At 70.8% G+C, this 13803-nt stretch carries 12 protein-coding genes; 2 read left to right on the top strand and 10 right to left on the bottom strand.

The annotated features are described in order from the left end of the window. Nucleotides 1–21: 21 nt before the first annotated feature. The 4 genes from ACWEPL_RS50865 to ACWEPL_RS50850 all read right to left on the bottom strand — a co-directional run bounded on the left by ACWEPL_RS50865 (nt 22) and on the right by ACWEPL_RS50850 (nt 2612). On the bottom strand, nt 22–588 hold the full coding sequence (locus ACWEPL_RS50865) for an NADPH-dependent FMN reductase (RefSeq protein ID WP_452440620.1): 567 nt from the start codon (nt 586–588) through the stop codon (nt 22–24). A gap of 254 nt (nt 589–842) precedes the next feature. After that, entirely contained in the window at nt 843–1508 is a 666-nt protein-coding gene (locus tag ACWEPL_RS50860; protein ID WP_452440618.1) for a nitroreductase, read from the bottom strand. 184 nt (nt 1509–1692) lie between these two features. Continuing rightward, nucleotides 1693–2163, bottom strand: a complete 471-nt coding sequence (locus ACWEPL_RS50855) for a MarR family winged helix-turn-helix transcriptional regulator (RefSeq protein WP_452440617.1) — start codon at nt 2161–2163, stop codon at nt 1693–1695. A gap of 134 nt (nt 2164–2297) precedes the next feature. Next, nucleotides 2298–2612, bottom strand: coding sequence for a hypothetical protein (locus ACWEPL_RS50850; protein ID WP_452440616.1), 315 nt, complete (start codon nt 2610–2612; stop codon nt 2298–2300). A gap of 117 nt (nt 2613–2729) precedes the next feature. Here ACWEPL_RS50850 and ACWEPL_RS50845 point away from each other — a divergent pair, with 117 nt between their 5' ends. Continuing rightward, a complete protein-coding gene (locus tag ACWEPL_RS50845) occupies nt 2730–3506 on the top strand; it encodes an NAD(P)-binding domain-containing protein (protein ID WP_452440615.1) in 777 nt (258 codons plus the stop codon). 12 nt (nt 3507–3518) lie between these two features. On the opposite strand, the gene ACWEPL_RS50840 is transcribed toward ACWEPL_RS50845, so the two are convergent. From ACWEPL_RS50840 to ACWEPL_RS50815, 6 genes are read right to left on the bottom strand one after another with little or no spacing between them, the layout of a single operon-like run. Then, nucleotides 3519–5633 carry a dipeptide ABC transporter ATP-binding protein gene (locus ACWEPL_RS50840; RefSeq protein ID WP_452440614.1) on the bottom strand — a complete coding sequence of 705 codons (2115 nt, stop codon included), beginning with the start codon at nt 5631–5633 and terminating at the stop codon, nt 3519–3521. Further along, a complete protein-coding gene (locus ACWEPL_RS50835; protein WP_452440613.1) occupies nt 5630–6511 on the bottom strand; it encodes an ABC transporter permease in 882 nt (293 codons plus the stop codon). Before ACWEPL_RS50835 ends, ACWEPL_RS50840 begins: the two co-directional genes overlap by 4 nt. 4 nt (nt 6512–6515) lie before the next feature. Continuing rightward, nucleotides 6516–7463, bottom strand: coding sequence for an ABC transporter permease (locus tag ACWEPL_RS50830; protein ID WP_192784182.1), 948 nt, complete (start codon nt 7461–7463; stop codon nt 6516–6518). A 12-nt stretch (nt 7464–7475) separates the two neighbouring features. Further along, nucleotides 7476–9059, bottom strand: coding sequence for an ABC transporter substrate-binding protein (locus ACWEPL_RS50825; RefSeq protein WP_452440612.1), 1584 nt, complete (start codon nt 9057–9059; stop codon nt 7476–7478). A gap of 52 nt (nt 9060–9111) precedes the next feature. After that, nucleotides 9112–11520, bottom strand: a complete 2409-nt coding sequence (locus ACWEPL_RS50820) for a beta-glucosidase (RefSeq protein ID WP_452440611.1) — start codon at nt 11518–11520, stop codon at nt 9112–9114. Beyond that, complete coding sequence (locus tag ACWEPL_RS50815; RefSeq protein WP_350730408.1) at nt 11517–12098, bottom strand: TetR/AcrR family transcriptional regulator; 582 nt, start codon at nt 12096–12098, stop codon at nt 11517–11519. Before ACWEPL_RS50815 ends, ACWEPL_RS50820 begins: the two co-directional genes overlap by 4 nt. 113 nt (nt 12099–12211) lie before the next feature. Between ACWEPL_RS50815 and ACWEPL_RS50810 the strand changes: the two genes are divergently transcribed. After that, nucleotides 12212–13803: sulfatase-like hydrolase/transferase (locus ACWEPL_RS50810; protein ID WP_452440610.1), on the top strand; the 1592-nt coding region annotated here is incomplete at its 3' end.

Below are 13803 nucleotides of genomic sequence, written 5' to 3'. Positions count from 1 at the left end.
AAGGCTCGCTCTCAGGGCGGCCTACAGGTCCGGGATGTCGTGGTGGTGGCGCCGGATGTGCGCCGTGAAGGCCTGCATGTATCCGGTCAGAAACTCGGCGACGGACGGCACCTGGATGTCGCCCTCGTCGTTGATCAGGCCCTTGGCGAACTGGATGTAGGCCTCGGGCTGACCCAGCACCGGGGAGTTGGTGAAGGACAGGATGGTCTTGAGGTGCTGCTGTGCGACCGCGGTGGAGATCTGGCCGGGCGAGGCTCCGATGATCGCGGACGGCTTGCCGTTCAGCACGTTGGATCCGTAGGGCCGGGTCGCCCAGTCGATGGCGTTCTTCAGCGCGCCCGGAACGGACCGGTTGTACTCGGGGGTGACGAACAGGAGGGCGTCGGAGGCTTTGATCGCGTCCTTGAACTCCTGGGCCACGGCGGGGTAGTCCGGGTCGTAGTCGTAGCTGTACAGGGGAAGCTCGCCGATGGGGATCTCCGTGAGGCGGAGTTCCGGCGGCGCGAGACGGCTCAGAGCCAGAGCGAGAGTCCGGTTGATCGACTTCTGGGACAGACTCCCGACGATGTAACCGACGATGTAGGTCATTGCGTTTCCTTTCAAGAAAAAGAGGCGGGAAGGAGGCCGTGCCGACGAGGTCTTCGGGCTGCCGGCCGCGTCGCGCTCACAGCAGTGCCGGGGAACGTCTTGCGCACCTGTTCGGTGACGGAGATGCCGTGGCTGCCCAGTCCATGGGCGAGCCGACCGCGACGTAGGAGGCCCGGAGCCGGATTTGACGACACGTACTCATCAATCGAGGAGGGGGTACGTGCCGGTGAGGTTGATCTCGAGGACGCGCGGGGCTAACCCTCGACGAACGCGACCGTCTCGCCGAGGGGCGCCCGGCCCGTACGGACGTACTCCACGGTGACGTCCTCGAACCCGATCGACATGCCACAGAAGAGGATGAGGTCGTCCGGGGGTGACAGGATCTCCGCGACGGTCCTGCGATACACCGACCACGCCATCTGCGGGCAACTGTGCAGCCCTTCGGCGCGCAGCAGCAGCATGACGGTCTGCAGGTACATGCCGACGTCGGCCCATTGGGGCGGGCCCAGGTCGCGGTCGATGTAGCAGAACAGGGCGGCGGGCGCGCCGAAACACTGCCAGTTCTCGGCAGCGGCCCTCTGGCGCGCCTCCCAGTCCTCACGCACGATGCCGAGTGCGCTGTAGCGCTCCTGGCCGAAGGCGGATCGGCGCTCGTGGTACGGGGTCTTCAGCGTGGGCGGGTACATCTCGTACTCGCGATCGTCCCAGGGGTCGCCTGCGGCCAGGCGCTTACCGGCGCGCTTCTTCAGCTCGGCCAGCGGCTCGCCGGTCAGCACGTACGCGTGCCATGGCTGGAGGTTCGATCCGGACGGCGCCCAGGCCGCGGCGGACAGCACGCGCTCCAGCACCTCTCTCGGGACAGGCCGGTCGGTGAATCCGCGCACCGCCCGTCGGCTCGTGACTGCCTCATAGACGTCCAAGATCACCTACCTCCTCAATGCGTTAATGTCACTACATCCGAGACTGTATCACCAGTGATTGTATCATTCAATACTATCTGGCGACCGTACGAGCCCCGTGCATCGCGGAGGGAATGAATTCAACGCTAGCCGACGAGGTGCGCAACGGCGCCGCCAGGGCAGGGCAACCGGCACACGGGCGCGCTTACGCCTCGCCGTCCGCTGGATAGGCGAACCGGGTCAGCAGATCCCTCAGGAGTTCGGCCTCGCCGGGCCCCAACGCGGCAACCAGACGCGCATCCGCCGGCTCCGCCGCCACATGGGCCGCATCGAAGAGCTCGACGCCTTGAGGCGTGATCTCCACTGCCCGAACCCGTCGATCCCCCGGAACGCTCTTGCGTACGGCCAGCCCCTTACGCTCCAGGTCGTCCACGACACGCATGATCCCGGCCTTGTCCGACCCGGTCGCCGTCGCCAGGTCCCGCTGCACCGTGGGCCCGCGCTCGATCAGTACGATCAGCACGGCAAAATGCCGCAACTCTATGCCGAGCGGCCGAAGCGCCTCCGTCATCACCGTGGCCGCGCGCCAATGCGCCTGGCGCAGCAGCAAACCGAGAGCGAAAGGCGATGCACCCCCAGAGCGGTCGGTCGCTCTGGGGGGAATGTCGGCAGCCATCAACCCATGCTACCAGATATATTCTCATTCGATACGGTATCGCATGAAATTAATGCACGGTCAGCGGGAGGTAAGAGGGGCTTCGGACTCGACGGGCGTGAGCTTTTCGGGGTTGCGGACGTAGTAGAGGCCGGTCACGCGGGCGTTCTCCAGCGGAAGGCCAGCACGCCGTCCAGGCGCAGGATGAGCCCGGGGTTGCCGTCGACCGTCGTGGGCTCACCGGTGAAGGTGCCGCCGACCTTGGCGACACTGCCTGCCACGTAACCGAGCACCTTGTCGGCGCCGACGACCGGCCGCAGGGCCGCCGGCTTGAGGCCGCCGCCGTCGCTGACGAAGACGACGTCCGGGGCGAGTACGTTGAGCAGCCCCGCAGGTCCCCGGTCGCGAGCGCGGTCCGGAACGAATTCAACGCTGCCCGGGCTTCTTCCGGGGAGACACCAGCCACGCATCCGGTGTAACGGCCTGCGGATGAGATGTAGCGCACATCGGACGCAGCGGAAACGCCCCTGCGCGGCCGGCCTCCTGACGGTCATGCTCCTATGGAGAAGATCGCGACAGGTAAGACGATGGAGGAAGACACAGTGAAGCGCATCGGCATCATCGGGGTGGGCGAGATCGGCCGAGCCATCGTGGCGGGCCTGTGTGAGGGAGCCGACCGGTCCCCCGAGGTGTTCCTCTCCCCCCGGGGAGCCGGCACGGTCGCGGCGCTGTCCGAGCGCTACGAGAGCGTGCGGGTGTGCGCCGGCAACCAGGAAGTGGTGGACGGCTCCGAGGTGATGATCATCGCCGTACGCCGCCAGGACCGGCACGAAGCACTGGCCGGGCTGAGGGTGGACGGCGACAAGGTGGTGGTCAACGTGATGGCCGGGGTCGGCAACGACGACCTGCGCCGGACGCTCGCCACCGACGCCCCGCTGGTGCGGGCCATCCCCCTGCCCACCGTACGCGAACGCCGCTCCGTCACGGTGACGTACCCGTCGCACCCGGTGGTGAACTCCCTCTTCGAGCACCTGGGTGGGGTGCTCCCGGTCGCGGACGAGGCGGCCTTCAACGTCTTGTCCGCACTGACGGGAACGCTGACCACCCACTACTCGTATCTCGCCACGCTCACGTCGTGGACCGTCGGTCACGGCATCGACCCCGACGAGGCGGACCGCTACGTCCGCGGCCTCTTCCAGGGGGTCGGCCGTTCGCTGAGTGACGAGACCCGTTCGCTGCGCCGGCTCGCGGCCGACCATGAGACCCCGAACGGGAACAACGAACGCATCCGCACCACCTGGTTCACCCCGGCCAACGCCGAAGCCCTCAACAAGGCCCTCGACGACCTCCTCGCCGATCTCTGAAGCCCGGTGAGTTCACCGCTGTCCGCCGGTCGCCACCAGCTCCCCGGCGAAGTGGCACGCGGCCAGTTGCCCGCCCGGGGTCTCGGCGAGCTGCGGCTCCTGCTCGGCGCAGATCGTCCGCTCGGGATGGGCCAGCGGGCCGATCGGGCAGCGCGTACGGAACCGGCAGCCCGACGGCGGGCTCTTCGGGCTGGGCAGGTCGCCGGTGAGCACGATGCGCTCGCGGCCGCGCACCGTGGTGTCGGGCACCGGCGAGGACGACATGAGCGCGACCGTGTACGGATGCTGCGGAGCCGCGTAGACCGCCTCGACCGGGCCGGTTTCGACGATCTTGCCGAGATACATGACGGCGACCCGGTCGGACAGGTGCCGCACGACCGAGAGGTCGTGCGCGATGAACAGGTACCCGAGGCCGAGCTCGTCGCGCAGCGACTCCAGCAGATTGATGATCTGCGCCTGGATCGACACGTCCAGTGCCGACACCGGCTCGTCGCAGATCAGCACCTGGGGTTGGACGGCCAGCGCGCGGGCGATGCCGATGCGCTGGCGCTGCCCGCCGGAGAAGGCGTGCGGGTAGCGGTCCAGGTGCGACTCGTTCAGGCCGACCCGCCGGATGAGCGCGTCCGCCTCCGCTGCACGTTCGGCGACCGGCACGCCACGCATGTCGAGCGCCTCGTCGAGCGACTGCCTGATCGTGCGGCGCGGGTTGAGCGACGCGTACGGGTCCTGGAACACGTACTGCACCGTGGAGCGCAACGCCCGCGCGCCGGCCGGGGAGAACGCGTCGACGCCGTCGGAACCGACGCGGACCGTGCCCGCGGCCGGCCGGTTGATCCCGACGACCGTCCTGGCGAGGGTCGACTTGCCGCACCCGGACTCGCCGACCAGGCCCAGTGTCTCCCCGCCGACGACCGTCAGGCTCACCCCGTCCACGGCGTACACGGGCTGTGGGCGGCCGAGCAGGCTCCTGCGGCCGGAGGCGACGTCGACCCGGAGGTTCTCCACGCTCAGCAGCGGGGTTCGCTCCTGTTCGGCCCGCGCGGCCGGGTCGGCGGTGACGAGCGTGAGCGGCGGTATGGGCGTGCCCTGATGGGTCACCCAGCAGGCGGCGGCGTGCCCCGGCGTGGCCAGGGGCAGCAGCTCGGGAACCTCGGCGCGGCAGCGGTCCTCGGCCAGCCGGCAGCGCGGGTGGAAGGCGCACCCGGGCGGCAGCGCGGCGGGGTCCGGCGGGGCGCCGGGGATCGCCGGCAGCCGGTTGCCGCCCGCGGTGTCCATCCGCGGCATGGCCTTGAGCAGGTCGGCGGTGTACGGATGCTCCTGCCGCGCGAAGATCGTCTCGACGGGTCCCCGCTCCACGACCCGGCCGCCGTACATGACGACGACGTCGTCGCACATCTCGGCGACCACGCCCATGTCATGAGTGATCATGAGTACGGCGATGCCCAGCTCGTCGCGCAGTTGCTTGAGCAGGCGCAGGATCTGCGCCTGGATGGTGACGTCCAGGGCCGTGGTCGGCTCGTCGGCGATCAGCAGCGACGGCGAGCCCGCCAGTGCGATGGCGATCACGGCGCGCTGGCGCATGCCGCCGGAGAACTGGTGCGGGTAGTCGTCGATCTTGCGTTCGGCGTCCGGGATCCCGACCTGCCGGAGCAGTTCGAGGGCCCGTGCGCGGGCCGCGCGCCTGCCCGTGCCGTGCACGGTGAGGGCTTCGACGATCTGCGCGCCCACCGTGAGGACCGGGTTGAGCGCGGACTGCGGGTCCTGGAACACCATCGCGATCTCGGCCCCGCGGATGCGGCGCATCTCCTCCTCGGACAGCCCGAGCAGGTCGCGGCCGCCGAAGCGGATCTCGCCGGCGGCGATCCGGCCCGGTTGGGGCACCATCCGCAGGATCGAGCGGGCGGTCACCGACTTGCCCGAGCCGGACTCGCCGACCACGCCGAGGATCTGGCCCGGTCGCAGGGTGAGATCGACGTCGTTGACGGCGTGGACGATCCCCGCGCCGGTCGCGAACTCGGTGCGCAGCCCGCGGACCTCGAGCAGGACGTCCGCGTCGGGACGCGCCGGGGCCGCCGGCGCGACGCCGTGGGGGTGGCGATGGGGGTGGCCATGGGGGTGGATGGTCATTTCCGCAGCACCGCCTTGTTGAGCGCGTTGGACAGCAGGGTGAACGCCAACGCGAGGAGCAGCAGCACCAGGCCGGGCCCGAGCACGTACGCGGGGTGCACCTCGATGTAGCGGGCGCCGACGTTGAGCATCGCGCCCAGAGACGGGACGGGCGGCTTGATGCCGAGACCCACGATGCTCAGGCCGGACACGATGAAGATCGCGACCACCATGTAGACGGCGGCACCGACGACGATCGGGTCCATGATGTTCGGCAGCACGTGCCGCACCAGCACGGTGCGCTTGCGCACGCCGAGCACCTTGGCGGCCAGCACGTACTCGCGCTCCTGCTCGACCTGGAGCCCGGCCCGCGACAGCCGCCCGAACCCGGGCAGGCCGCTGATCAGCACGGCCACGAACAGCGAGAGCCAGCCCGTGCCGAGCACGAGGACGACGCTCATGCCGAGCACCAGCCCCGGGAAGCCGAGGATGATGTCGAGCGCGCGCTGCATCGCGGCGCCGAGCAGGCGCGAGACCACGCCGGTGAGCCCCATGAGCGTCCCGATGACGGCGCTCACCGGCACCGCGGCCAGGATCAGGCTCAGATCCGTACGAAGGCCGTAGATCGTGCGGGCGAGGATGTCGCGGCCCAGCTCGTCGGTGCCCATCCAGTGCGCGGCCGAGGCGCCGGCCAGCGAATCGCCGCTCTGGTCGTCGTACCCGCCGGGGAACAGCACCGGCGCCAGGAGGGCAACGGCGACGAGGGCCAGCAGCAGCCCGCCGCCGAACGCGCCGCGCGGGGTGCGCAGCGCGGTGAGGTACTGCCTCAGCGCCCCGGCGCCGGGCCGGCGCGGCACCGCCGGCGCGGGGGTTCCGGGTGCGGTGACGGTGGTGGTCATGGTTTCACGCTCCCAACCTGACGCGGGGGTCCAGGACCGCCATGGCGATCTCTGTGAGCAGCTGCACGACCACGGCGATCAGCACCGTGCCGACGATGATCACCTGTACGAGGTTGTAGTCCGCGCTGAGCACGCCCGAGACCCCGAGCTGCCCGATCCCGTTCCTCGCGAAGATCATCTCGATGACGACGGCGCCGGCCAGCATGTCGCCGAACCGCATGCCGATCGTGACGGCGGCGGGCCCGAGGCTGTTGCGGACGACGTGGCGCAGGGTGATCCACCTTCGTGGCACGCCCTTGGCCACGGCGAGGTCGACGTAGTCCTGCCGCCACGCGTTGTCCATCGAGGACTGGACGAGCATGGCGACGTGGCCGCCCATCGGCACCGCCATCGCCACCGCGGGCAGGATCAGGTACTGCAGGCCGATCACCGGGTCGTCCAGCACCGCGACCTCCCCGCTGATCGGCAGCAGGCGGAAGACCACCCCGAACAGGATGATCAGCAACAGGCCGAAGAGGAAGGGCGGCATCGCCAGGAGCACGGTGTTGCTCGCGTCCGCGGTGAACCGGGACAGCCGCGAACGCGCCGACCCGGCGAAGATCCCGAGCCCGAGCGAGACCGCGACCAGGAGGATCGTGGCCGCGACGGTCAGCTCGAACGTGCTCTCCACCCTGCTGCCGATCAGCTCGGCGACCGGGCGCTTGAACTGCAGCGACTGGCCCAGGTCGCCGGTGAGCAGCCCGCCCATCCAGTGGACGTACTGCTCGGCCAGGGGGCGGTCCAGCCCCATCTCGACGCGGATCGCCGCGACCTGCTCCGCGGTGGCCTCCGGCCCCGCCGCGATGGCGGCCGGATCACCGGGCGCCAGGCGGGGCAGGAGGAAGGCGATGGCGGTCGTCGCCACCAGGACGAGCAGGACCGACGGCAGGCGCCGGATCAGGAAATGGATCATGCTCGGCCTCGTTCACCGGGTGAGGTAGGCGGCGCGCATGGAGCGGCCGTAGCGGCTGACCAGGATGTCCCTCGCGGCGTCCGCGCGCACGACCGTGGCCGGCACGATGGCGATGGTCTGGAGGAAGGCGGCGTCGAGCAGGTACTGCGAGAGGTCCTTCAGCCGCTGCGCCGTCTCGCTCTCGTCGGCGCTGTCGATCAGCGCCTGCGCCCGCTCGCGGTAACCGGCGTCGGCGTAGTTCGAGGTGTTCTTGGCCGGCCGCAGGTCCGGGTATCCGTACAGCGAGAGCGCCGGTGGCAGCTTGGCCACCGCGGTCCAGGTCAGGAACGCGGGCCCCAGCTTGCCGGCGATCCTGCGCGGCTCGAACTCCGCGGGGGGCAGTTCGAGCGCCGACGGCCGGAGGCCGACGTCCGTCAGGTTGCGGGACACGATCTCGATCACGTTGCGCGGCACCGGCAGCGCGTGGACGGCGATCTCGACGCGGGCCCCGGCCGCCCCGGCGTCCTCGATCATCTTCTTCGCGCGGTCCGGCTGGTAGGCGTAGGTGGCGGCGAGCTCCGCGGGGTAGCCGGTCGCGTCCTCGCTCCACGGCAGGCTGGTCGTCGTGCCCACCCCGCCGAAGACCTGCTGGTTGATGCGCCGGCGATCGATCGCGTAGCCGATGGCCCGGCGCACCTCGGGCTTGTCGAAGGGCGCCTTGGTGACGTCGAAGCCCAGCGCGTACACGAGCCCGTGGTTGAGGTCGAGGTGGAACTTCTTGTCGTCGACGACCGTCTTGGCGTCCTGGATGTTGAGCCCGTTCGCCAGGTGCGCGCGGCCTGAGCGCAGCGCCGCCAGCTGGGCGGTGGAGTCGCCGATGACCGTGAGCTCGATGCCGTCGAGGTAGGGCAGCCCCTGCTCCCAGTACGCGTCGTTGCGCGTCATCTTGATCTCCGTGCCGGCCTTGTAGCCGGACCAGAGGAACGGTCCCGTGCCGATGACCTTCGACCCGTCCGCGAGCCCCTTGTAGCTCTCGCGGTCGATGATCGGTGTCGAGTCGAGGATGTCCAGCACCACTTCCTGGAGCGGCCGCGGCGAGGTGATCGTGACCTCGTGCTGGCCGGTGGCGCTCGCCTTCCAGCCCTTCATCGCGCCGCCGAGCGTGGCCAGGCCGTCGCCCGCCATCTCGCGTTCGAGGGTGAACACGACGTCTTCCGCGCCGAAGGCCCGGCCGCCGTGGAACTTGACGCCCTCGCGCAGCGACAGCACCAGCGTCCGGTTGTCGTCCCGCAGCTCCCACTTCGTCGCCAGCAGGGGCTGCGGCTTGTTGTCCTGGTCGACCATGACCAGCGTCTCCAGGACGTTGCGGTTCCAGAAGATGTTGCCGGGGCGGCCGGTGAAATAGGCCGCCGGGTCCGGCGGCGCGGCGACGGTGGCGACCAGGGTCCCGCCGCGGGTCGGGCCGCTCACCGCGCCGGCCGTCTTGCCCTCGTTCACCGCGGAACGGCATCCGGCCAGGCCGGCCGCACCGAGGACGGCCAGCCCGCTGAGGAGCGTCCGGCGCGACAGGGCCGAAGCGCCGGGGATGGAATCGACGTGGCGATTACTGGGGTACATCGCTGCACCACCTCACTTACTTTCTCTCGGGCCGGGGGGAAGACCCGGTTGATCACTCCTCGTGAACCTTGATCGACGTCGTGCCACGGATGTCCGCGCAGGAGAATCCGATGGAGACTTCGAACGTTCCAGGCTCGACCGCCCAGTCGTGCCGTACCGCGTCCCAGTGCTGGAAGGCCTGGGGAGGCAGCGGGATCTCGGCGGTGAGCGTTTCGCCGGGTTCGCCGCGCACGACGGCGAACCCGGCCAGCCAGCGGGCGGGGCGGTCGACGCTCGAACCGGGCCGCGCCAGGTAGACCTGCAGCACCTGCTTGCCCGGCCGCGAACCGGTGTTGCGCACGGAGACCCGTACGGCCGCGTCCGGTCCGCTGTGAACGTTGACGAGCTCCCAGGACGTGTAGCCGACGCCGTGCCCGAACGGGTACGCGGGCTCGACCCCGGCACGCAGCCACGCGCGGTAGCCGACATGGACCCCTTCGCCGTACTCCAGCCGGCCGTCCACGGGCGCCGTGTCCAGCACCGGAACGTCCTCGCCGCAGTCCGGCCACGTCATCGGCAACCTGCCGCCGGGCTCGGCGTGACCGAGGAGCACGTCCGCGAGCGCGGCGCCGGACTCCTGGCCGCCGAACCACGTCACGAGCACCGCCGCGACATCATGGCGCCACGGCAGCAGCACGGGGGCGCCCGCGTTGACCACGACGACGGTGTTCGGGTTCTCCGCGGCGACCGCACGCACCAGGTCGTCCTGCCCGTCGGGCAGCGACAGGTCCGCCCGGTCGAAGCCTTCGCTCTCCGTCTGCGAGCTGGTGCCGACCACGACGATCGCGACGTCCGCGGCCCTGGCCTGCTCGCGGGCGACGGCGAGCTCCTCGGCCCGGGACCGCCGCGGCGCCCGGGAGCGGATCGCGACGGCCGAGCCGGACTTCGGCATCCGCTGCCGCAGCAGCACCTCGACCGGCCTGCCCGCTTCGAGCGGCACGTCGAACGTGCGCACGGGCGGCGTGAGGATCTCCGCGCCCGGGCCGTCGTGCGTCGGCCGTACGTCGTCGTCCAGCAGGGTCCGGCCGTCGACGGCGAACACGATCCGGCCCGCCCCGCTGAGGCCGAGCTGCCACGTGCCCGAGACGTCCGGGACGATCCGGGTGGCCAGCTCGACGGTGGTGGCCCCCGCGGGCACGTCGGCGCCGAGCCGTACGAGAGCGGCGCTCCGGCGATCCTCGCGCGTCACCTCGGCGCCCGTGTCGTCGAGCCAGCGGATCAGCACGGGCGCGCCGAGCATCCCGGGCGGCACCGGGGCGGGGTCGCCTTCGAGGTAGCTGCCGGCGGTGTAGGTCACCCGGACGCCGGGCGGCAGGGCGGCTTCGAGCCCGTCCAGCGGGGACACGACGTGGGTGGGCCGCACTTCGGCGCTGCCGCCACCCTGGATGCGCGGGCTGCCGGCCAGCTCGCCGAACACGGCGACGCGGCGCAGGCGCTCCGGCGCGAGCGGCAGCAGGTCATCGGAGTTGTGCAGCAGCACGGTCGCGTCCGCGCCGGCGGCGTGCAGCTCACCGCGTACGTCCACGGTGACCGGCGTACGGGTCACCGGCACCGAGTCGAGGGCGCCGAGCCGGGCGGCGAGCCGCAGGAGGTTCTTCACCTTCGCGTCCACCGCGGCCTCGCTGACCAGGCCGTCGGTGACGGCCTGCACCAGCGCGGCGCCCCACGGTCCGCCGGGGCCCGGCATGGTGAGGTCGAGGCCCGCCGAGGCGGCGGGCGCCACCGAGCGGGCGGCGTGCCAGTCGGACATGACGAGCCCGTCGAAGCCCCAGTCCGTGCGCAGCGGGCTGTCGAGCAGCTCGTTCTCGGTCATCGCGGTCCCGTTGACGGCGTTGTACGACGCCATGACCAGCCACGGCCGTTCATCACGGACGATGTGCTCGAACGGGGCGAGATACACCTCGCGCAGCGTGCGCTCGTCGAGGCGGACGTCGACGGTGGCGCGTTCGGTCTCCGAGTCGTTGGCGACGTAGTGCTTCACGGTCGCCGCCACGCCGTGCCGCTGGAGCGTTCCGATCAGCGCGCCGGCGAGCCGGGCGGTCAGGACCGGATCCTCCGACCACCACTCGAAATGGCGGCCGGCGAGCGGGCTGCGCTGGAGGTTCGCCGTGGGGCCCAGCACCACGTCGACGTCCTTGCGGGTGGCCTCCGCGGCGAGCACGCGCCCGGTCGCGGCGGCGCGGTCGACGTCCCAGCTCGCCGCGATCGCGGTCGGGCACGGCAGGCACGCCGACGGGGAGCCGTTGTCCCATTCCGGGCCGCGCACTCCGGCGGGCCCGTCCGACACGTTGATCTCGCGCAGCCCGATGGCCGGCTCCGCGTACGTGCGCCAGTGGGACTCCCCCGTCAGCAGCCGCACCTTCCGCGGGAGGTCGAGCTTGCCGACCAGGGCGTCGAGGTGCTCCTCGAGTCCGTCGTTCACCGGTCCTCCTTGATGATAAGTCGCTCGAGGTAGGCGGCCATGCGTCCGGGGAGGTCCATGGTGGGGTCGAGCAACCACTGGATCTGGAGCCCGTCCATCACGGCGATCATCTCGCCGGCCAGGACGACCGCGTCGAGCGTGGCGGGGAGCCGGCCCAGTTCCTGGTCGCGGCGGATGCGCTCGGCCACGCGCTCACGGACGCGGGCGTAGCGGCGCAGGAAGAACTCGCGGGCGGGATGGCCCGGCTCGATGCTCTCCGCGGACTCCACGGCGTACAGACGCATCGCCGTCGGATCCTCGACGTTGTGGCGGCACAGCGAGATCAGCGCGTCCGCGACGGACATCTCCTGGAACATCGCGTCCATGTGGTCGCGGCTGTCCTCGTCACGACGTTCGAGGGCCGCGAGCAGCAGCTCTTCCTTGTTCTTGAAGTGGTGGATCAGGCCGGGCTGGGAGATGCCGACCCGGGCCGCGATGTCGGCGAGCGAAACACCCCGGTAACCGCTGTCGCCGAACATCTCGGTGGCGACCCTGAGGATCTCCTCCCGCCGCACCCCTGGCGGCCTGCGGTTACGCACCGATGGTGCCACTCCTGACAAGAGATTCTCCTTGTGTTCTCGCGGTTTCGGCAGACCTTACCGAGTACTCGGTAAGGTACGCTACCCCCCAATTCAGTAACGGGAGAATGACCATGACGTATCGCCCGAATTTCCTGGTGGTGGTCGCGGACCAGCTGAGGGCCGACGCGGTGGGCGCCTTCGGAAACCCGTCCGCGCGCACTCCGAACCTCGACCGCCTCGCCGCGACAGGCACCGCCTTCACCAACGCCTATGCGCAGCATCCGGTGTGCTCGCCGAGCCGCGCGTCGTTCCTGTCCGGCTGGTATCCGCACACGGCGGGGCACCGCACGTTCGGTACGCCGCTGCTCGCCGACGAGCCGAACTTCCTGCGCACGCTCAAGGAGAACGGCTACCACGTGGCCTGGGCCGGGGATCGCGGCGACACGTTCGGCCCCGGCGCGACCGAGCTCAGCGTCCACGAGCACGGCTTCGGCACGCGGCCGACCAGCGGCCGATGGGCGGGTGGCGCCAGAGCGGCCATGGAGCTCCCGCGGATGGCATCCGAGGTCGATCCCGACCTGTGGGACCGCCTCTACTACCACGGCCGCGTGGTCGACGACAGCGACATCGACTTCGACGAGGCCGCCGTGCGCACCGCCGAAGAGTGGCTCGCCGACCCGCCGGACGGGCCGTGGGTGCTGTTCGCGCCGCTGGTCGCGCCGCACTGCCCGTTCCGTGCCCCCGAACCGTGGTTCTCCCTGCACGATCGCGACTCCGTGGGCGACCCGGTGTCGGGCAGCGGCCCCGAACCCGCCTACCTGCAGGGGATCCGCGACTACTACGGCACGGACCGCGCGACGCCCGAGGTGTGGCGGGAGCTCCGGGCCACCTACCAGGGCATGGTCTCGCGGCTCGACGCACATGTCGGCCGCCTGCTCGACGGCGTGGATCGTACGGGTGCGGCCGAACGTACCGTGACGGTGTTCTTCTCCGACCACGGCGAGTACCTCGGCGACTTCGGCGTGGTCGAGAAGTGGCCGTCGGCGCTGCACAGCTGCATCACCCGCGACCCGGTGATCATCAGTGGCGGCGGGCTGCCGGCGCGCGGCGCGGTCGACGCCATGGTGGAGCTGATCGACGTCTTCCCGACCGTGCTCGATCTCGCCGGGGTCGAGCCTGGACATCATCACTTCGGCCGCAGTCTGCTTCCGGTGCTGCGCGATCCCGCCGTGGGGCACCGCGAGTACGCGTTCAGCGAGGGCGGCTTCCTCGTCGAGGAGGAGCCGAAGTTCGAGCGCAGCGGCTTTCCGTACGACCGCAAGGCGGCGCTGCAGCACGAGCGGCCGATGACCGTGGGCAAGGCCGCCGCCGTCCGCGACGAACGCTGGACGTACGTGTGGCGCCTGTACGAGCCCGCCGAGCTCTACGACCGGTCGGCCGACCCGCACGAGGCGCACAACCTCGCCGGGTGCCCCGACCTGGCCGACGTCGAGGCCCGGCTCTCCGGCGTGCTGCTGCGCTGGCTGGTGGAGACCGCGGACACCTTGCCGGAGCAGGCGGACACCCGGATGCCCGACGTCGACCTCCCCACCCCGGGCGCCCGCTCGGCGAAGTGCCGGACCCCGGGCGGCACTTCGGGCAGTCCCGTGCCCAGGTCATCGGACCCCAGCACTACCCACCGGTGCGCCTCTTGCGCCGGAGCTGTCGGGACCACCTCCCAGTC

Source organism: Nonomuraea sp. NPDC004186 (genome assembly GCF_053603495.1).
Note: the sequence above shows the minus strand (reverse complement) of the source record. Positions and strands in the feature narration are given on the sequence as shown.

Coding starts and splice junctions, on each gene's coding strand:
- ACWEPL_RS50865 (WP_452440620.1), bottom strand. CDS start 588: ATGACCTACATCGTCGGTTACATCGTCGGGAGTCTGTCCCAGAAGTCG.
- ACWEPL_RS50855 (WP_452440617.1), bottom strand. CDS start 2,163: ATGGCTGCCGACATTCCCCCCAGAGCGACCGACCGCTCTGGGGGTGCA.
- ACWEPL_RS50850 (WP_452440616.1), bottom strand. CDS start 2,612: ATGCGTGGCTGGTGTCTCCCCGGAAGAAGCCCGGGCAGCGTTGAATTC.
- ACWEPL_RS50845 (WP_452440615.1), top strand. CDS start 2,730: ATGGAGGAAGACACAGTGAAGCGCATCGGCATCATCGGGGTGGGCGAG.
- ACWEPL_RS50840 (WP_452440614.1), bottom strand. CDS start 5,633: ATGACCATCCACCCCCATGGCCACCCCCATCGCCACCCCCACGGCGTC.
- ACWEPL_RS50835 (WP_452440613.1), bottom strand. CDS start 6,511: ATGACCACCACCGTCACCGCACCCGGAACCCCCGCGCCGGCGGTGCCG.
- ACWEPL_RS50830 (WP_192784182.1), bottom strand. CDS start 7,463: ATGATCCATTTCCTGATCCGGCGCCTGCCGTCGGTCCTGCTCGTCCTG.
- ACWEPL_RS50825 (WP_452440612.1), bottom strand. CDS start 9,059: ATGTACCCCAGTAATCGCCACGTCGATTCCATCCCCGGCGCTTCGGCC.